We start from the raw sequence: 17100 nt of genomic DNA, 5'->3' as shown, positions 1-17100 counted from the left end.
CTGACTTTTTTCCCCTGATCGATTTCCGTTAAAATTTGACGGCCGTCAAGGAATAGCGCCGCCAATTGTTTTATTCTTCTCTCCAGCATTCTCACCTGCTGCTTTGGGAGACTTGAACCATGACCCGCAAAGAACAAAAAGACCTTCGTGTTTTAGCGCTTTTTACCTCGGTTTACTGCCATGCCCACCACGAGGGGGAAAAGACTTCTCCTGCATTTGACGGCATGGATTTCTCCCGCTTTACTCTCTGTGCCGAATGTCGGGAGTTCCTGGAATATGCCTTCAGCCGGCGCATCAAGTGTCCCCTCGATCCCAAACCGGACTGCAAAGGCTGTCATATTCACTGCTACCGGCCGGGACATCGAGAGAAGGTGCGGGAAATTATGCGTTTTTCAGGAAAAAAGCTGATCATGCGAGGGCGTCTGGATCTTCTCTGGCATTACTTTTTTTAAATTAATGTCCTAATCCCGTTTTTTTTGATTCCGGTCAAGGCGATGGCGGCAGGATTCCTCTAGAATGAGCACCATAAAAGAAAACAATCACCCTCTTAATAAAGAACGGAGCGCATCATGATCAGGGAAATCGTAAGAATCGACGAAGAAAAATGTGACGGTTGCGGCCTCTGTGTCCCTGCCTGCGCCGAAGGGGCCATCCAGATCATCGACGGCAAGGCGCGCCTTTTGGCTGAAAACCTCTGTGACGGTTTGGGTGCCTGTCTGGGCGACTGCCCGCAGGGTGCCATAACGATTGAAAAGCGGCAGGCAGATGCCTTCGATGAAGAGGCCGTGGAGCAACACCTGCAAAAAACCGTCGACAAGGCGCCTGCGCCATCCCATGGACACGGACACGGTCAGGGTGGTTGCCCGGGGTCGAGGGTCATGTCGATGACGCCGCCGACTGGCGGGGGGTGCCCCGGTTCGGCCCTGCGCAGCTTTTCTGCGCCCGCAAACGATGCTGAGGCAGAAGCGGGCAGCCGTCAGTCCCAGCTGCGGCAGTGGCCGGTGCAGATGCACCTGGTGCCGCCAACCGCCCCCTTTCTGCAAGGGGCTGAGCTGGTTTTCGCTGCCGACTGCGTGCCCTTTGCCTACGCCGACTTCCACAAGGATTTTCTGCAGGGCAAAGCCTTGCTCATCGGCTGCCCCAAGCTCGACGACGGCCAGGCGTATCTGCACAAACTCACCGAGATGCTGGTGAAAAACGACATCAAAAGTCTTACCGTGCTGCACATGGAAGTGCCCTGCTGCTCCGGGCTGGTCGCCATCGTACGCCAGGCCTTGGCCGCCAGTGGTAAGGATATCCCTCTGCAGACTGTCAAAATAGGCATTCAGGGCGAGAGAATGTCGTGATTCAACCTCATCGTTAATTGATCCCAGCCCCACCGGATACCTTTTCCGGTGGGGCTTTTTTCAGGAAAGAGCAGCATGGTTCGGCCGTCTTGTTGACTGGTAGACGAAGATGGCGTAACGTCCTGGACGATAGGCGTCTTCAGACAACTAAAGGGGAGGGACTATGGCAGAACGGCTATTGGCTGGCTGGGAGTTAACCCGGGAAGGAGTTGAGCTGCCGACGGGGGTGGCGGTCCGGGAGCACTTTGCCGAGGAACCCTGGCTTCTGCGACTTGAGGGGGCCAAATACGGCAAGCCCTTCAATCTGGACCTCTTCTCCACCTTTTTGACGGTGGAACGGGAAATCTCGCCGCAGCAGCGCACCCTGCTTGTCGTCGCGCCGAAAAAGACCCGCAAGTTTACCGCCGAAGACTTTATCGGCGGGCTCAGGTCCATCATGCCTGCCCGCAATGGGGACATCCTGGCGGCGGTGGAGGAGGAGTTTCTGCAGCCGGCTCCCCCTTTAAAAAGAATCTATGGAAAAACCTATCCCCCCGTGGCGGCGGTCCTCATTTTTCTGGGCATTCTGGTCGTGTTGTATATGGCCGGGGTCTTTGTCTGGGCCCTTTTTCAGTAAATCATTTTTTTCTGCTGTTTTCCTCCACCCGTTCAAGGCGCCAGCCTTTCCCTTTCATGCAGGCCTTGAAAATGTCGTCGCGGTAGCGGAAATAAAAGTGTGAGGAAAATCCCCAATAGCCGGGATAGTTGTAGCTGAAGCTGTGGGGATAGTAGGGGTGCCGGTGGTAAGGCCAGCGCAGATCCCCGTAGGGGTCTGCCCATAGAAAAGCATCGTCGAAGTAGTAAGAGGGGGGAATGGCCTGATTGGCGTAGCGGTAGCATTCTTCCTTGTCCCTTTCGAGGGTCGTCTGCTCCAGTCCCTGCGGATGACGCCATTCATAGGTGGGAAAGCTGCAACCACACAGCAGCAGAAGCGCTCCTCCGAGTATCCATCCCTTTTTCATTTCATGTGTCCTTCCCTGGTTAGCCTGCGTTTTTTTGTCGGCGACAAAGTAGCCTCTGCCTACATGCATATCGCGACGGTGTCATAATGCAAGGAGAGGCAGCCATTCGAAGGAATTGACAGCATTCTGTTCAAAGGGGTATTCTGTCGCCATTTGCAGGTCGTAGACCCTGTAGGAGCCGTTTGCCGGCAAGGAGGATGGTTTTGAATTTTTTGCCCGATAGTAGTGCTTCACTTCCCCTGGTGGGTTTGGGGGTGGCTGGAGGCTTTGCCGGTGTGCTGTTGACCTGGCTGCTGTATAAACGCTGGCAGTATCGTCGTTTTGTCCATCAGTTTGACGTGTTGTGGGATCGTAAAATCAGGCCCTTCTGTCCGCACTGCCGGAGGAAACTCACCGATTGGCAACAGTACGACAGCGTCAAATTCCAGAAGGATGCCCAAGGGCGTACGGTTAAAGTCCCTGCAACATATTGGGCTTTTCACTGCGCCCGTTGTCAGCGTAACCTCCGTCTGGTGGATGCTGACGGTTATGAAGTGCCCCTGGAACAGGCCAGAGAGCAGGTCGTTTTTAACCCCGTGCGTTAGAGGAGTCTCTTTTGAGCGAAGCCCCTATGCTGCTTTCCCTGCTGCAAAAGCGTCGAAGCATTCGTGTTTTTGAGGACACAGCCGTCGAGGCTGAGACGGTCACCATGCTTACCGAAGCGGTGCTGCGCACCTATTCGTCTCGCGGGAACGATCCCTGGGAATTTCTGTGGATCACCAGGCCCGAGCTGCTGCAAGGGCTCTCCCGGTCAAAACAGCATGGCTCGACTTTTCTCGCCGGGGCTCCCTTGGCTTTGGTCATTTGCGCCGATGAGAGCAAGAGCGATGTCTGGATTGAGGATTGCTCCATTGCTGCCACCATAGTGCAGCTGACGGCCGCGTCCCTCGGTCTGGGAAGCTGCTGGGTGCAGATTCGGCTGCGCCCCCATGATGAGAAGATAAGCGCCGAGGCCTTTGTCCGCGAGCTTCTTGATATTCCTGAAAACTACCGGGTCGAGGCGATCATCGGCCTGGGTTATCCTGGGGAAGAAAAGGCCGGCCATTCAGCTGAGAGCCTCAAATCCGAACGTATTCACACCAACGGTTTCGGCCGGAGCCGGCAATGAAAGCGATCGATCTGAACAAGAGGCTGCAGGGGCAGAAGCCGCCCTGTGTCGTTGATGTGCGTAGCGGCTTCGAATACAGAAGCGGCCATATCCCAGGCGCTCTGCATGCGCCCCTGTGGAAACTCCTTTTTCGCCTGGCCCGGCTGCCGCAGGATCAGCAGGTGCCCGTCGTCGTGGTCTGTGAGCACGGTCCGCGGGCTGAAATGGCCCGCGCGCTGCTGCTGAAGCGGGGCTACCGGGCCGATCTTCTTGACGGGCAGATGGCTGCCTGGCGAAAAGCGTCTTTGCCCCTGGAAAAGTAATCAGAACAACAACAGGACATCCGGTCTGAAGGACAGAGGGGAGGGCGTTTTCCCCTCTGTTTCTTTTGGCTGTGCCAAAGGATGATGATGGATTATCAGGAACTTTATCGGGCTACTCTCTCCAAGTGGGGGAAAGAGGCCCAATACGACCAGGCCGTGGAAGAATGCGCCGAGCTGATTGCCTCCCTTAAGCACCTCAAGCGGGGCAAGGTCGAAGAAGAGGTCATTATTGAAGAATTGGCCGACGTCACTCTCATGGTGGGTCAGTTGACCTATATGTTCGGCGAGGAGAGGGTGCAAAAGGCCGTGGAACGCAAAATCATCAAGCTGCGGGCGTTGCTCGAAAGCGACAGCGGCATCTGATCGCTCTACGTCAAGGATACAAAATGAAGCAGGATAAGGTTTTTGCTGAGAAAAAAGAACAGGTCGAACCCTTCGCCTTCAACGAACAGGTTGTCCGTGTTTTCGATGATATGATCGGCCGTTCCGTCCCCCTCTATCGTGAGAATGTTCGCCGTCAGGCCCAGCTGGCCGCCCGTTATTATCAGCCGGGCAGCCTCATCTATGACCTTGGCTGCTCCAACGGCAATCTGGGTCTCTGTCTCTGTCAGGAATTGGCTGAACGGCCCTTTAACATGGTCGCCGTGGACAACTCGTCTCCCATGCTCGACGCTTATCGGAACCGCCTGTGCGGTCATGCCCGGCAGAAGGATGTGCAGCTTGTTCTCGGTGACGTGTGCGAGGTTGCGTTGGAAAACGCTTCGGTGGTTATCATCAATCTGACCTTGCAGTTTCTGCCCCTGGCTGCCCGAACGGCTCTGATTGGCCGGATTTACAATGGGCTGAGGCCCGGCGGCATCCTGCTGCTGACCGAAAAGGTTGTCCACGCCGACTCCGCCTTCGATGCCATGCAGCAGGAATTCTATTACCGTTTCAAAAAGGAGAACGGCTATTCGCAGATGGAAATCAGTCAGAAACGTGAAGCCCTGGAGAACGTGTTGATTCCCGAGACCCTGGAGGCTCACGTGCAGCGCCTGAGCGAGGCCGGTTTTGTGCGCATGGATGTTTGGCTAAAGTGGTTCAATTTCGCGTCCCTCATTGGCCAGAAAGAGGGCGAGAATGCATAACCTCATCCGCGATGCTGAAGCGCTGGAGCTGGGCTCCTATGCGGAGCCGTTAGCGGAGCTGCTGGATCGGAAGGAGAAGTACATCAGGCAGGTGGATGTCAAGGGGCAGCGCTATCTGCGCACCTTTGCCGAACTGCCAGAGTTGACCGCCTCTTCTCTTGACCTGACGGCCGACGCTGTCCGCATCGGCACGGCGGCGGACAGAGACGAAATCGCCGGTGATCTTCTGCTGGACGCCCTGAAAAGTTACAGTCCCTGGCGCAAAGGGCCTTTCAGCCTGTTCGGCATCGACATCGACAGCGAGTGGGTCTCCTCTCTGAAGTGGAACCGGGTCAAGGACCAGATCGCGTCTTTGCATGACCGTAAGGTTCTCGATGTCGGCAGCAGCAGCGGCTACTACATGTACCGCATGGCCGGAGAAGGGGCTCGCTGCGTAATCGGCCTGGAGCCTTATCTCACCTTTTACTTCCAATATCGCCTGCTCCAGCACTACGCCCGTGTTCCCAACCTCTATGGCCTGCCAGTCAAGTTCGAGGAAATGCCGCTGCTGCGACGCTACTTCGATACGATCTTCTGCATGGGGATTCTCTATCACCGTCGCTCGCCCATCGACGCCCTCATGGAGTTGCGCCACAACCTGCGCCGGGGCGGCGAGCTGGTGCTGGAAACGCTGATTATCGAGGGGGAAGGGGACATGGCGCTTTGTCCTGCCGAGCGCTACGCGAAGATGAATAATGTCTATTTCCTGCCCACGGTCACCTGTCTGACGCACTGGTTGCAGCGGGCAGGTTTTGAAAACGTCCGCTGCATCGATATCACACCGACCACCGGCGCCGAACAGCGCCGAACGGAGTGGATCCAGACGGAATCGCTGCAGGACTTTCTCGATCCCCGTGACAGGGGAAAGACGATAGAGGGTTATCCTGCCCCCCTTCGTGCCATTCTGCTCGCCAACGCCCGTTAAGGCGCACAACGATGGCCTGCGACTCGTTTTAGCTTTTATCCCAGGCCGGCGCGCAGAAATTGTCGGATCATTTCCTGGGAAGGCTGGGGCAGGTTCACAAACTGAATGGCCAGACCCGGAGGGGCATCCGCTTTGTGCAGCCAGTTTTTGTGGTTGGCCCAGGCAACTCGACCGCGGCAGTGTATAGTCTCCTCGCCGGGCAGAGTGAATTCCAGATGGATCTCTGTATCGCGACGCAGCATGCGGTCCGTCTCGATAAACATGCCACCGGGGCTCAGGTCGATACTTCTGCGCTGCACCATCTGTTCCCGGTCCGGTCCGTACAGGACATCCAGGTGAACCTTTCGACGGCGGATATCTTCGTCGGCAATTTTTAGAAAACGATAAGCCGTGGTCAGGAAAATATTGCGATCGATCGGCTTGTTGATGTAGGCGTCGCAGCGGGCTTTCTGGCAGCGCTCACGGTCTTTTTCGTCCTGACTGTTGGTCACCATGACAACCGGAATATGGCAAAGTCCGGGATCCGATTTAATAGCCTGACAGGCCTCGTCCCCATCACCGTCAGGCATGTAAAGATCCATGAAGATCAGATCCGGTTTTTCCGTCTGGGTTTTCTCAAGGGCTTCCTTGGCGCTGCGGGCGGTCAAAAGGAGACAGTTTTCCCGGCGCAGGTATTCTTTTTCCATGGCAATAAAAAGCCCGATATCATCCACCAGCAGGATCTTCTTTTGTTCCACCTCTTTCTCCTTTAATTGTCATATAGCGGGATCAGGATGCCGTTATTTCCCGAAGAGAACGTCTAAGGCAGGGTTGCATGTGCCCGAAAGACGGCTTTCGGCCATACTTCAGATATTACAAGCCGAATGTAAGCAAAAAGAGGGCCACAAAATTTTATTTGATTTTTCTATGGTGAGTATTAACCGAAGGGAAGTGCAGCGGATGCTGACCATTTCTCAGGCGGTCACACGATATGTGCAACCGCCTGAGATGTTCAGGTTCAGTTGATCTGAGATGCTTTTACGGTCGTTCCGGCAAGACCTTTAACCATGCCGACAGCCAGCAGGATGGCAGGAAGGAGTTGGGCGACAATGATCAGGGCGCAGAAGCCAAGGAAGACCCATACGATGATACCGCTGTTGTCTTCCCGCATGCCGGTGGCGGCCAGAACTGAGGAGGCGGACCCAAACAGGATAGTTGCAGCGATGGCGATACTGGTCATGGTTTTCATAGTGTCCTCCTTTTCATTTTTGAACGGTTGTCACTTTCTGCCGTTCAGTTTATCCGGCGGTTGATCGAACAATGACTTATTCCCTTGAACAGGGAAGTCAACCGAAGCAAACCCGGGACGAATTGGTTAAGAAGTAGCAGAACCACGAAGCCGATAAACAAAGGAATCAAAATGCCCTGACTTTCAATGGCGGGGCCGGCTGCAAAAGCGGACCCGGCGAAGATCAGGATGCTCAATAAGGCGTTGTATAGGCTTTTCATATTTCCTCCTGTGGGGTTTCTCTCTGTGTCCCCTTTGCCTTTTAGTTGAGCATGCTCCATGCCAAAAAATAAAAAATTACTCATGTTGGCGCTATCATATTGAAATCAATAAATAAAATTAACCAAGCGAGGGCGTATTTTTAAGATCGGCGTGCTGGACCCTGTATGAGCAGAATATTCATTCGATAAGCTGAAAGCGGGCCCCTTCAGGTGTTCTTATTCTTAACTGACTGAAATTGCAGCTAAAAAACTATTTTAAGTGGTGGATGATTTTTTTATCCATGGTATATTGCCACATCCAGGGGATCAGTAGCCTGAGGAAATTCGATAGAGTCTCTCCAATCTGATTATAGAGATAAGGACTATTTAAAGCGGCAGATCAGGGTTTTTCAGTGCGTCAATTTGAAGCAAAAGGGGATAGCATGGAGATTTTGGATGATGGACAATGTTTTGTGTGTGGCGCGGACAACCCGATTGGCTTGAAAGCGCATTTTAATATCGATAAAGAGGGTCGGAGTGCCGTAGGGAGGGTAAGCATTCCGTCCTCTTTTCAAGGCTGGCAAGATATGGTTCATGGTGGCGTCATCGCTGCTTTGCTTGACGAAACCTGTATTTATGCCTGTCGTTCCATTGGCGACCACTTTGTTACCGCGGAGATTGCCGTCAAATATCTGCGCCCTGTGCCAACCCAGACAGAGGTTGTTGTCACGGCGGAAATCTGTGAAGAGAAAAAGAGAATCCTCCTGGTCACAGCCGAACTGAAGATCGATGACCAGGTTCACGCCAAAGCGCAAGCCAAGGTTTTTCGAGTGGAGCAACCATGACCTGGTTATCTGCCCTGCACCTGGGCCATTATGAATTAGAAGTGATTGTGAGGATTCTTTTGGCTGCTCTGGCCGGTGGTCTTATCGGTCTGGAGCGTGAAAAGCACGGACGCCCTGCCGGCTTGCGGACACATCTGCTGGTGACTGTCGGTTCCTGTTTGATGATGGTGGTGTCTGAGGCGTTTTTTATCAAATACGGGGATGTACCGGGGACCTCGGTCGTTCGCCTCGATCCGGCCCGCATCGCCGCCCAGATCGTCACCGGCATCGGTTTTCTCGGGGCCGGGGTCATTCTCAAAGAGGGGATTTCCGTTCGTGGCCTGACCACGGCGGCCTGCCTGTGGCTTGTCGCCGGCATCGGCATGTCTATCGGCATGGGCCTTTATTTCCCGGCGATACTTAGTACGGTTCTGGCTTTGCTGAGTTTGATGTTTCTCAAAAAACTTGAACCTTTCATCGGTAAGGATCGCTATCTCAAGCTCAGTGTCCTTGCCTTCAACCGAGAGGCATTCTGTGACGATCTGGAGGCGTTGTTTGCCGAGATGAAGCTTCGGGTGAGCGATCTGGAAATGGTGACGGACCTGGAGCATGAAGAGGTGCGGATCGATGTGGTGGTGACCAATCATCACCGGCGCATCGGTAAGGAAATGACCGCTGCCATCAGTAAGATGCCGGGGGTGAAAAAAGTCAGTTTTCGGTGATGGGTTGATAAAAAAAGGGAGCAGCTTGCGGCTGCTCCCTTTTCCTTTGTTCCTTTGTGCGTCAGTCCATTAGCCGCAGGTTTGGGGCTGGGGGCCATCGGCAGCGTGGTCATAAAGGAACTGCTGAATGTCGAGCAGATCCTTCTCACTGATACCCTCGAAGGCCTCAGGCTTGACAGCGTGCTTGTCACGCTCGAAGAAGCGGTCCCACTGGGCCATGGTCTTGCTGACGGGGGTCAGGTTACCGCCCTCAGCGCCTTCGGTGTGGCAGGATTTGCAGTTTTTCTTGTAGAGATATTTACCCTTTTTAGGGTTCCCACCGGTGACGGCCAGAGCAGAAGTGGCGACGAAGGCGACCAGAAGACAAGCGGCCAGTACTTTAATCATGTTACGCATCAGAAAACCTCCATGTTGTTTTCAGGCTGCTTTTTTAGGTGCAGCCTTTGTTAAAAATCGCATCACTATATAACGAATTACTTATGATGGCAATCATTACATTTGGTCGGCCCGCTTTTTTGTTCATGGCAGGTCTTGCACAACGCATGAGCGGACTTCATGTCGAACTCGATTTTAGCTGGTTCCCCACTGCCGTGGCAGCTATCACAGCTGATGGATTCACTGTGGGCCTTGTGGTTGAAGGTCACAGCTCCCCGCTTGTTTTCCAGTACAACGGTGTCGCTGGCCGTGGCGATGACGGCAATGGACAGCAGGGCGATGGTGGACAGCAGCGCTAACATCTTCTTCATGGCATGTTCCTCCTTTGGTTATCTGTTGTTTTACGGCAGTCTCGTGTTGTCCTCACTATAGGTGCCCCGACGTGACTATTCATTCGATATCTATCGTCATTTTGACCGATGTCTGGTTCAATATATATGATATCAGCTAGTTATTGAGAGCCATGTCGGGTGTCAGGGTGGCTTGGAAAAGTGAAATATTTTCCAGTGCGGGAATAAAAACCATATTTCACTTTATCCTATGCCGAGGCCTGATAACAATTTATACTCCTGACCCAACATTGAAAACCATTGGATCCAACAGTTTTATGCCGCTGGGGAGATGCCCTTGTCACAACCGAAAAAAAAGCTGTCAAACGAAGAGGGTCGCTCGGGCCTTATTGTGGCCCATTACGGTGTAGCCGTTGAGGTTCGCTTTGCCGACGGCAGCAGTTGCCAGGTTCGGGTGAAGCGGCAATCCGGTCATGTGGTCGGGGACAATGTCCTCATCCGTGGTGAAGTTTTATACCGCCAACCTCGCCGCACAGAGATGAGCCGTCGGGATGTTCGCGGCAAGATTCGTCTGGTCGCCGCCAACCTCGATGTGCTCGGTATCGTGGTCTGCTGTTCCCCACCTCCTCCCCGGCATTATCTCGATCGGGCCCTTGTTGCCGCCCGTGCTGCGGGCATCGATCCCTTTCTCGTGGTCAACAAGGCCGACCTGCCCGCTACAGCCGCGCTGGTCGATTCTCTGCAGGCGGTCTATGGTGCTCTGATGCCGATTTTCCCGGTCAGCGCTTCCAGCGCAACAGGGCTGGACGCCCTTCGCCATTTTCTCGCGCAGGGACACCGGGCTGTCTTCGTGGGGACTTCCGGGGTCGGCAAGAGCTCTCTTCTGAACGCCCTGGTTCCGGGCATCGATCTTCTCATTGGCGACTTGAGTCAGGACACTGGCCTGGGGCGCCATACCACCACGGTTTCAACCCTGCACTCTCTTGCCAGCGGCGGCGAACTGGTCGATACTCCCGGCTTTCGCGATTTCGGTCTTGTCGATATTTCCGAACAGGAGTTGGCTCATTTTTTCCCCGGGTTCGAAGAAATACAGCAAACGCCCTGTCGCTTCCGCAATTGCCTTCATCGTAACGAACCTGGCTGCCTGGTCCGGATTGGTCTGCAGACGGGGAAGATTCCCGCTGAACGTTATGACTCCTACCTGTATATCCTCGACAATCTACAGGGTGATGATCCTGGCTGGCGCTAGACTGCGGCGCTGTTTTCGCCTAAATCAAAAGTTGTTATAGATTTCGGTGAACCTTCTTGACACCTTTTTTCATGGTTGCTATATTTTCGGCCTGTTAAATCTTTTTAGCGCGCTTAAAACAGTTTCTCCTTACACCAACCACCGTTTCACCCTTTCCGCCTCCCGATTCCCGGGTTGATGGGGCTGCCGTAAAAAGGACGCCATGACTACTACCACCTGTCGCCTGACGGTCCGCTACGCCGAAACGGATGCGCAGGGAATCGTGCATCACTCCAACTATCTCGTCTGGTTCGAAGAGGGGCGGTCCGACTATCTGCGTCAGCAGGGTCTCAACTACACCGACTTTGAAAAATCCGGCTATTATATTGTGGTGGCCGAGGCGCAGGTGAAATACAAGGCACCGGCCTATTATGAAGATGTGATTTCTATTGAGACCAGCCTGGACCGCTTCAAGGGCAAGGTGCTGGAATTCAGCTATTGCGCCTTGAACCAGGAAGGTCGCCTGCTGGCTGAGGGACGCACGGTTCATGTCGTTTTGGGACAGGACCGCCGCCCAGTGGCACTGCCGCCTGAAATGCTGGCCAAAGCTGCACCGGGAGAATCTTAATGAGCAAAGACCATCCCCTGAAAAAAGGCCTGATACAGGTCTATACCGGCAATGGTAAAGGCAAGACGACGGCTTCCCTTGGGCTGGCTTTCCGGGCAGCCGGGCATGGCTTCAGGGTGCGTATTCTGCAATTCATGAAGGGCAGCACGGTGTACGGCGAGCTGGAGTCGGCCAAGCGGCTCACTCCCGAGATCACCATAGAACAGGTTGGCCGCGATACCTTTGTGTCCAAGTCAAATCCTGATCCGATTGATGCAGCCATGGCGCAGGCGGGTTTTGAAAAAGCCCGGGATATAGTGCTATCGGGCGACTACGATCTGGTCATCCTTGACGAACTCAACTGTGCCGTCGATTTCGGGCTTATCCCCGTTGAAGAGGTCAAAGAACTTATCCGCCAGAAACCGGCGCATACCGAACTGGTCATGACCGGACGCGGCGCCCATCCCGATATCATCGCTTTAGCCGATCTGGTGACTGAAATGAGGGAAGTGAAACACTACTACAACTCAGGACAGCACGCCCGCGAGGGGATCGAATCATAGAGGTAAAAAGGAGAGAAATAATGGCAGAAAGAAAACTCAGATTGCTGGTAGCCAAACCCGGACTCGACGGGCATGATCGCGGCGCCAAAATCGTGGCCCGCGCCTTTCGCGATGCCGGCTTTGAAGTCATCTATACCGGCCTGCGCCAGACACCGGAACAGATCGTCAACACCGCCATCCAGGAAGATGTCGACGCTGTCAGCCTTTCCATTCTGTCCGGGGCGCATAACACCCTGTTCGCCAAGGTCATTGAACTGCTCAAGGCCAAAGGGGCGGACGATGTGCCCGTCTTTGGCGGCGGCATTATTCCGGAAGACGATATTCCCGGACTCAAGGCGGTGGGCGTCAAGGAAATTTTCACGCCTGGGACCAGCACTGAGGATATCAATGCCTGGGTGCGGGAAAACATCAAACCCAGGGCCTGAACCAAAGTTTTAATTCAACACGTAATGTATGCGGGCCCTCCATGCCGAGGGCCCGCCTTTTTTGGGCGGCCGCAAGAGGCCGCCCTGTCTTTTCCCTCGTCATAAAACGGCGATGAAGCATGCGAAGTGCAGCGCCTGGTTATCGCCCGCGAACTTCTTGGGCCCTTGTCTTAATCCACAGGAAAGGAATCCTCCTGTCATGTCACTTGCCGACAAAATACTTCAAGGCGACATCCGTTCCGCCGCGCGTCTCATGCGCGATATCGACGACGGCATGCCCCATGCCACCGAAGAACTGAAAAAACTCTATCCCCACACCGGTCGCGCCTACATCATCGGCATTACCGGCCCACCCGGCGCCGGCAAGTCCACCCTCACCGACAAGGTCATTGAGGCCTACCGTAAAAAAGGCAAGACCGTTGCCGTGGTTGCCATCGACCCGACCAGTCCCTTTACTGGCGGCGCCATCCTCGGCGACCGCATCCGCATGAACCGTCACTCCTCCGACGACGGTGTCTTCATCCGTTCCCTCGGCACTCGGGGCCATCTCGGCGGCTTGTCCAATTCCACCGCCGACATTGTCAATGTTTTCGACGCCATGGGCTGGGAGATCATCATCGTCGAGACCGTCGGCGTCGGCCAGGATGAAGTCGAAATCGTGCGCACGGCTCATACTTCCGTGGTGGTGAGCGTGCCCGGACTTGGTGACGACATCCAGGCCATCAAGGCGGGGATTCTCGAAATCGGCGACGTTTTTGCCGTTAACAAAGCCGACCGCCCCGATGCCGATCGCACCGTTCGCGACCTTGAAGTCATGATCGAGATGAATCATCCGCCGGAAGGAAAGTGGTGGCCGCCCGTGGTTAAAACCGTGGCCGCCCGCCAGGACGGTGTCTCCGAGCTTATCGACAAGATAGAGGCCCACCACGCTCACCTGGTGCAGAGCGGTGAACTGGCGCATTTTGAAGAGAACAAAAGCGCCACCCATTTCACCGAGCTGCTCAAGGATGCCCTGTTCCGCCAGGTCTATACCCGCCTGCATGCTGACGATCGTCTGGCCCAGACCATCCAGGCCATTGCCCGCCGCGAGGTCGATCCTTACACCGCCGTTGAGCAGATTCTGCAGCACAGCCTTAAGGTGGACAAGCAATAAACGGTTGACACTCTCGGGTGCAAATTGCTATAAAAGCCATCCTACAAAGGGCGTTTAGCTCAGCGGGAGAGCACTGCCTTCACACGGCAGGGGCCACTGGTTCAATCCCAGTAACGCCCACCAAAAAATCAAGGGGTTAGCGACAAGTCGCTAACCCCCTTTTTTTTATGCTGGCGAAACCGGATGTTTTTGTTAATTGTTTTGGGATGGATAAAAACGTAAACGGAGGCAACACATGAAAATTTTGGCCATCAATGGCAGCCCGAGGAAGTCCTGGAATACCGCTAAGCTTCTGCAGGAAACCCTGAAAGGCGCCGCCTCGCGTGGCGCGGAGACCGAACTGATCCACCTCTATGATCTTGACTTCAAGGGGTGCACCAGCTGCTTCGCCTGCAAACTCAAGGGCGGCAGGAGTTACGGCAAGTGCGCTATGCGCGATGGTCTGACCCCTGTTCTGGATAAACTGGCCGAAGCCGATGCTTTTGTACTGGGGTCGCCGGTCTACTTCGGTACGGTGACGGGGGAGATGCGCTCCTGCATGGAGCGGCTGCTCTTTCCATTTTTTGTCTACGCCCGACAGCCGCAGTCATTGTTCGGCCGGAAAATTCCGACAGCGATGATCTACACCATGAATATTTCGAAAGAGATGATGAAGACTTTTCAGTATGCGGTTCATATGGATATGAACCAGAACTATCTGGCGCGCATCTTCGGCCAGGCCGAAACGCTCTGCGCCTTCGAGACACTCCAGTTCGATGACTACGATAAGTTCGTATTCGACTACTTTGATCCCATCGAGCGCCGCGAGAAATACCAACAGGCATTCCCCGAGGATTGCCGCAAGGCCTTTGAGTTGGGGGTCAGACTGGCAAATCCGTCTTAATGGCTGAAGTTTTTTATCCTGCAATAAAGCGCCTTCGGGCAAATGGCTTTAGCTGCATGTTACCTTCTTTACATGAACGGCCCAGGCTATACACTAACATTTAAGGCTCATCATCCTGTTGTTCGAAGTGTATTGCCCTATGCCGATGTCATGTCTTTCGAGGGAGGTTGTCATGGACAGACGCGCTTTCATCCGTCAAACGCTGCAGGCCGCCCTGGCGGTGACCGCTGTTGGCAGTGTTCCGATTCTTTCCTTGCTGCCCCGGCCGATCCTGGCGGCAGCCGGCTCGACCGTCGCCGTGCGCAAGGGAGAGAATATCCCCTTGCTGGTGCGGCAGACGCTCGACGCTTTGGGAGGCATGACCCAGTTCGTCAAAAAGGGTGAAACCGTGGTGGTGAAGCCCAATATCGGTTGGGACCGTACCCCGGAACTGGCTGCCAACACCAACCCTCTGGTGGTGCGTACCGTGGTGGAACTCTGTCTGGAGGCCGGAGCCAAGCAGGTGCAGGTGTTCGACCGGCCCTGCAACGACCCGCGGCGCTGTTATGTACAGAGCGGTATCCAGGAGGCAGTGGAGTCGATCGGCTCCAATCGGGTGAAGGTAGAACATATGGACCGGCGCGGCTGGCAGGAGCTGGATATCGCTCAGGGAGTGGAACTGCAGCGTTGGGAATTTTACCGACCGGCGCTGGAAGCCGATCGCTTCATCAATTTACCCATTGCCAAACATCACGGGCTCTCCACCGTCACTTTGGGCATGAAAAACATCATGGGGGTGATTGGCGGCAACCGCGGGCGCCTGCATCGGCAGATCGACGAGGCCCTCTGTGACATCAACCTCATCGTCCCTTCCGATCTGACCCTCATCGACGCCACCCGTGTTCTTGTCGCTAATGGGCCACAGGGGGGGAGGGCGGAAGATGTGCGCCGGCTCGACACTCTGGTTGCCTCGGCAGATATTGTCGCCGCCGACAGTATCGCCGCGACCCTCTTGGGGCATCAGCCCGACGACATTTCGACCCTGGTGACCGCTGGCCGACGAGGGCTGGGCATCGCCGATCTTGCCCGGATACGGCGGGTCTGATGCATTTCCCCCCCATGCGAACCGTAAGGCGCAGCGTCCAGATCCTGACCCTGTTCGGTTTTTTGTGGCTTTTTCTGCAGACGGAATACCGGGGTGAAGACGATCTCCCCTGGCCGGTCAGTCTCCTCTTTCGCCTCGATCCGCTGGCCGCGCTGGCCGATGCTTTGGCGCCGGGAGACTTCCACTGGCGTCTGTTGTGGCCTGCCTTTGTTCTGCTGCTGCTGACCTTTGTCCTGGGCCGCTTCTTCTGTGGGTGGATCTGTCCGCTGGGCACCACCCTGGATGGCCTCGGCCATGGTATCGGTCGTGGCCGGCGGGTACTGTCACCGGCCTGGCGGCGCGTGAAATATTATCTCCTCTTTGCCCTTGTCGCGGCCGGCCTGGTCGGTGTGCAGCTGCTCGGTCTCTTTGACCCGCTGGCAATCTTTCTGCGCACTCTCACCGTAGCGGTTTATCCGGCCTGGAATCTGTTCTGGAACGAGGGATTCACCGCCCTTTACGAGCACCGGGTGCCGCTTCTGTCAGAGACAGCCGATGCTGTCTGGCCTTTCTTTCGCGACTATCTGCTGGCCTTCCATCCGCCGACCTTCACGCTGGCTCTTTTCACCCTGCTGGTCTTTGTCGCTATACTGATGCTGGAGCGGCTTGAACGACGTTTCTGGTGCAAAAATCTCTGTCCATTGGGAGCTCTGCTCGGTCTCTGTTCCCGCTATGCCCTGCTGCAGCGCAACCCATCAGCCGCCTGCGCCGATTGCCGGCGCTGCCTGCAGGCCTGCCGGATGAATGCGGTGGGGGAGGAGAGCAGGCGTTCCGAGGAGTGCGTTCTCTGTTTCGACTGTGACGGATTCTGCCCGCAGGAGCGCGTCCACTGGCGTTTCGATTATCGGCGGCCGTCGACGTCCGTCGATCTTACCCGGCGCGGCACGGTGACAGCTTTAGCTGCTGGCGTGCTGGTAGCGCCGATGTTTCGTCTAAGCCCCGACCCCGGTCGTCACGGATTTCTGCTGCGACCGCCCGGAGCCGTGGCGGAGGAGGAGTTCCTGCGCCGCTGCGTGCGCTGTGGTGAATGCCTCAAGGTCTGTATCGGCGGCGTGCTCCATCTCGCCTTCCTGCAGGCGGGGCCGGCCGGCCTGTGGACGCCGCTGGTCGTACCGCGCCTTGGCTACTGCGAATACAACTGCACGCTGTGCGGCCAGGTCTGCCCCACCGGCGCCATCAAGCGCCTCGGTCTGGAAGAGAAACGCCGCACAGTCATCGGCCTGGCCGTTTTCAACAAGGATCGCTGCCTTCCCTTCGCCCGTGGCAGTGAATGCCTGGTGTGCGAAGAGCACTGTCCGACGCCAGAAAAAGCCATTGTCTTTGAGGAAAAAGAAGTCCTCTTCGCGGGAGAAATCCGTCAGCTCAAAATACCCCGGGTAGTGGAAAATTTGTGCATCGGCTGCGGTATCTGCGAGACCCGCTGCCCTCTGGAGGGGGCCAGCGCCATCCGGGTTATAAGCGAAGGGGAGAGCCGCCGGCGCCGACTTTAGGTT

General features: G+C 55.5%; 25 protein-coding genes and 1 tRNA gene. 20 read left to right on the top strand and 6 right to left on the bottom strand.

Translation table 11 applies throughout. The features are described 5' to 3' along the window. Positions 1-119 precede the first annotated feature (119 nt). From AOP6_RS09040 to AOP6_RS09030, 3 genes are all read left to right on the top strand, one after another. The gene (locus tag AOP6_RS09040; protein ID WP_155876421.1) at positions 120-452 is read left to right on the top strand and encodes a nitrous oxide-stimulated promoter family protein; all 333 of its coding nucleotides are present in this window, start codon (positions 120-122) and stop codon (positions 450-452) included. 117 nt (positions 453-569) lie between these two features. Beyond that, positions 570-1346: a 4Fe-4S binding protein gene (locus tag AOP6_RS09035; protein WP_155876420.1), complete on the top strand. Its 777-nt coding sequence runs from the start codon at positions 570-572 to the stop codon at positions 1344-1346. 163 nt (positions 1347-1509) lie between these two features. Further along, a complete protein-coding gene (locus AOP6_RS09030; RefSeq protein ID WP_155876419.1) occupies positions 1510-1962 on the top strand; it encodes a hypothetical protein in 453 nt (150 codons plus the stop codon). A gap of 1 nt (position 1963) precedes the next feature. Here the strand turns inward: AOP6_RS09030 and AOP6_RS09025 are convergent, their stop codons facing one another. Continuing rightward, positions 1964-2347 (bottom strand): hypothetical protein, encoded by a 384-nt coding sequence (locus AOP6_RS09025; protein WP_155876418.1) that lies wholly within the window; start codon positions 2345-2347, stop codon positions 1964-1966. A 203-nt stretch (positions 2348-2550) separates the two neighbouring features. On the opposite strand from AOP6_RS09025, the gene AOP6_RS09020 reads away from it, so the two are divergent. The 6 genes from AOP6_RS09020 (at position 2551) to cmoB (ending at position 5887) form a co-directional block, all read left to right on the top strand. Next, positions 2551-2931 carry a hypothetical protein gene (locus AOP6_RS09020; RefSeq protein WP_155876417.1) on the top strand — a complete coding sequence of 127 codons (381 nt, stop codon included), beginning with the start codon at positions 2551-2553 and terminating at the stop codon, positions 2929-2931. An 11-nt stretch (positions 2932-2942) separates the two neighbouring features. Beyond that, positions 2943-3494: a nitroreductase family protein gene (locus AOP6_RS09015; protein ID WP_225897265.1), complete on the top strand. Its 552-nt coding sequence runs from the start codon at positions 2943-2945 to the stop codon at positions 3492-3494. After that, positions 3491-3796, top strand: coding sequence for a rhodanese-like domain-containing protein (locus tag AOP6_RS09010; protein ID WP_155876416.1), 306 nt, complete (start codon positions 3491-3493; stop codon positions 3794-3796). Before AOP6_RS09015 ends, AOP6_RS09010 begins: the two co-directional genes overlap by 4 nt. Before the next feature lie 81 nt (positions 3797-3877). Continuing rightward, positions 3878-4159, top strand: coding sequence for an antitoxin (locus tag AOP6_RS09005; RefSeq protein WP_225897264.1), 282 nt, complete (start codon positions 3878-3880; stop codon positions 4157-4159). A 23-nt stretch (positions 4160-4182) separates the two neighbouring features. Next, positions 4183-4923: a carboxy-S-adenosyl-L-methionine synthase CmoA gene (gene cmoA, locus AOP6_RS09000; RefSeq protein ID WP_155876414.1), complete on the top strand. Its 741-nt coding sequence runs from the start codon at positions 4183-4185 to the stop codon at positions 4921-4923. Next, positions 4916-5887, top strand: coding sequence for a tRNA 5-methoxyuridine(34)/uridine 5-oxyacetic acid(34) synthase CmoB (gene cmoB, locus AOP6_RS08995; protein WP_155876413.1), 972 nt, complete (start codon positions 4916-4918; stop codon positions 5885-5887). Before cmoA ends, cmoB begins: the two co-directional genes overlap by 8 nt. Positions 5888-5922: 35 nt before the next feature. Here the strand turns inward: cmoB and AOP6_RS08990 are convergent, their stop codons facing one another. From AOP6_RS08990 to AOP6_RS08980, 3 genes are all read right to left on the bottom strand, one after another. Further along, complete coding sequence (locus AOP6_RS08990) at positions 5923-6624, bottom strand: response regulator (protein ID WP_155876412.1); 702 nt, start codon at positions 6622-6624, stop codon at positions 5923-5925. A gap of 260 nt (positions 6625-6884) precedes the next feature. Then, the gene (locus AOP6_RS08985) at positions 6885-7115 is read right to left on the bottom strand and encodes a hypothetical protein (RefSeq protein WP_213194529.1); all 231 of its coding nucleotides are present in this window, start codon (positions 7113-7115) and stop codon (positions 6885-6887) included. Positions 7116-7159: 44 nt separating this feature from the next. Beyond that, positions 7160-7459 (bottom strand): hypothetical protein, encoded by a 300-nt coding sequence (locus tag AOP6_RS08980; protein ID WP_155876411.1) that lies wholly within the window; start codon positions 7457-7459, stop codon positions 7160-7162. Between the two features lie 308 nt (positions 7460-7767). Here AOP6_RS08980 and AOP6_RS08975 point away from each other — a divergent pair, with 308 nt between their 5' ends. Continuing rightward, complete coding sequence (locus tag AOP6_RS08975) at positions 7768-8199, top strand: PaaI family thioesterase (protein ID WP_225897263.1); 432 nt, start codon at positions 7768-7770, stop codon at positions 8197-8199. Then, positions 8196-8900 carry an MgtC/SapB family protein gene (locus AOP6_RS08970; RefSeq protein ID WP_155876410.1) on the top strand — a complete coding sequence of 235 codons (705 nt, stop codon included), beginning with the start codon at positions 8196-8198 and terminating at the stop codon, positions 8898-8900. The genes AOP6_RS08975 and AOP6_RS08970 overlap by 4 nt, the downstream gene beginning before the upstream one ends. Positions 8901-8969: 69 nt before the next feature. On the opposite strand, the gene AOP6_RS08965 is transcribed toward AOP6_RS08970, so the two are convergent. Beyond that, positions 8970-9296, bottom strand: a complete 327-nt coding sequence (locus AOP6_RS08965; RefSeq protein WP_155876409.1) for a cytochrome c — start codon at positions 9294-9296, stop codon at positions 8970-8972. Between the two features lie 77 nt (positions 9297-9373). Further along, positions 9374-9646: a cytochrome c3 family protein gene (locus AOP6_RS08960; RefSeq protein WP_155876408.1), complete on the bottom strand. Its 273-nt coding sequence runs from the start codon at positions 9644-9646 to the stop codon at positions 9374-9376. Positions 9647-9962: 316 nt separating this feature from the next. On the opposite strand from AOP6_RS08960, the gene rsgA reads away from it, so the two are divergent. The 9 genes from rsgA (at position 9963) to AOP6_RS08915 (ending at position 17097) form a co-directional block, all read left to right on the top strand. Then, entirely contained in the window at positions 9963-10874 is a 912-nt protein-coding gene (gene rsgA / locus AOP6_RS08955) for a ribosome small subunit-dependent GTPase A (RefSeq protein WP_225897262.1), read from the top strand. 202 nt (positions 10875-11076) lie between these two features. Further along, positions 11077-11481, top strand: a complete 405-nt coding sequence (locus AOP6_RS08950) for a thioesterase family protein (protein ID WP_155876406.1) — start codon at positions 11077-11079, stop codon at positions 11479-11481. Then, a complete protein-coding gene (gene cobO, locus AOP6_RS08945) occupies positions 11481-12023 on the top strand; it encodes a cob(I)yrinic acid a,c-diamide adenosyltransferase (protein WP_155876405.1) in 543 nt (180 codons plus the stop codon). Before AOP6_RS08950 ends, cobO begins: the two co-directional genes overlap by 1 nt. Positions 12024-12043: 20 nt before the next feature. Continuing rightward, on the top strand, positions 12044-12448 hold the full coding sequence (locus AOP6_RS08940; protein ID WP_155876404.1) for a cobalamin B12-binding domain-containing protein: 405 nt from the start codon (positions 12044-12046) through the stop codon (positions 12446-12448). A 199-nt stretch (positions 12449-12647) separates the two neighbouring features. Continuing rightward, on the top strand, positions 12648-13601 hold the full coding sequence (gene meaB / locus AOP6_RS08935) for a methylmalonyl Co-A mutase-associated GTPase MeaB (RefSeq protein ID WP_155876403.1): 954 nt from the start codon (positions 12648-12650) through the stop codon (positions 13599-13601). A gap of 48 nt (positions 13602-13649) precedes the next feature. Further along, positions 13650-13724: transfer RNA gene (locus tag AOP6_RS08930), tRNA-Val, on the top strand. Between the two features lie 112 nt (positions 13725-13836). After that, positions 13837-14484, top strand: a complete 648-nt coding sequence (locus tag AOP6_RS08925) for a flavodoxin family protein (RefSeq protein ID WP_155876402.1) — start codon at positions 13837-13839, stop codon at positions 14482-14484. 172 nt (positions 14485-14656) lie between these two features. Beyond that, entirely contained in the window at positions 14657-15568 is a 912-nt protein-coding gene (locus AOP6_RS08920) for a DUF362 domain-containing protein (RefSeq protein ID WP_155876401.1), read from the top strand. Next, positions 15568-17097: a 4Fe-4S binding protein gene (locus tag AOP6_RS08915; protein WP_155876400.1), complete on the top strand. Its 1530-nt coding sequence runs from the start codon at positions 15568-15570 to the stop codon at positions 17095-17097. Before AOP6_RS08920 ends, AOP6_RS08915 begins: the two co-directional genes overlap by 1 nt. Positions 17098-17100 lie beyond the last annotated feature (3 nt).

The organism is Desulfuromonas sp. AOP6 (assembly GCF_009731355.2).
Lineage (GTDB): Bacteria > Desulfobacterota > Desulfuromonadia > Desulfuromonadales > SZUA-540 > SZUA-540.
This window is presented reverse-complemented; position numbering and strand designations above follow the sequence as displayed.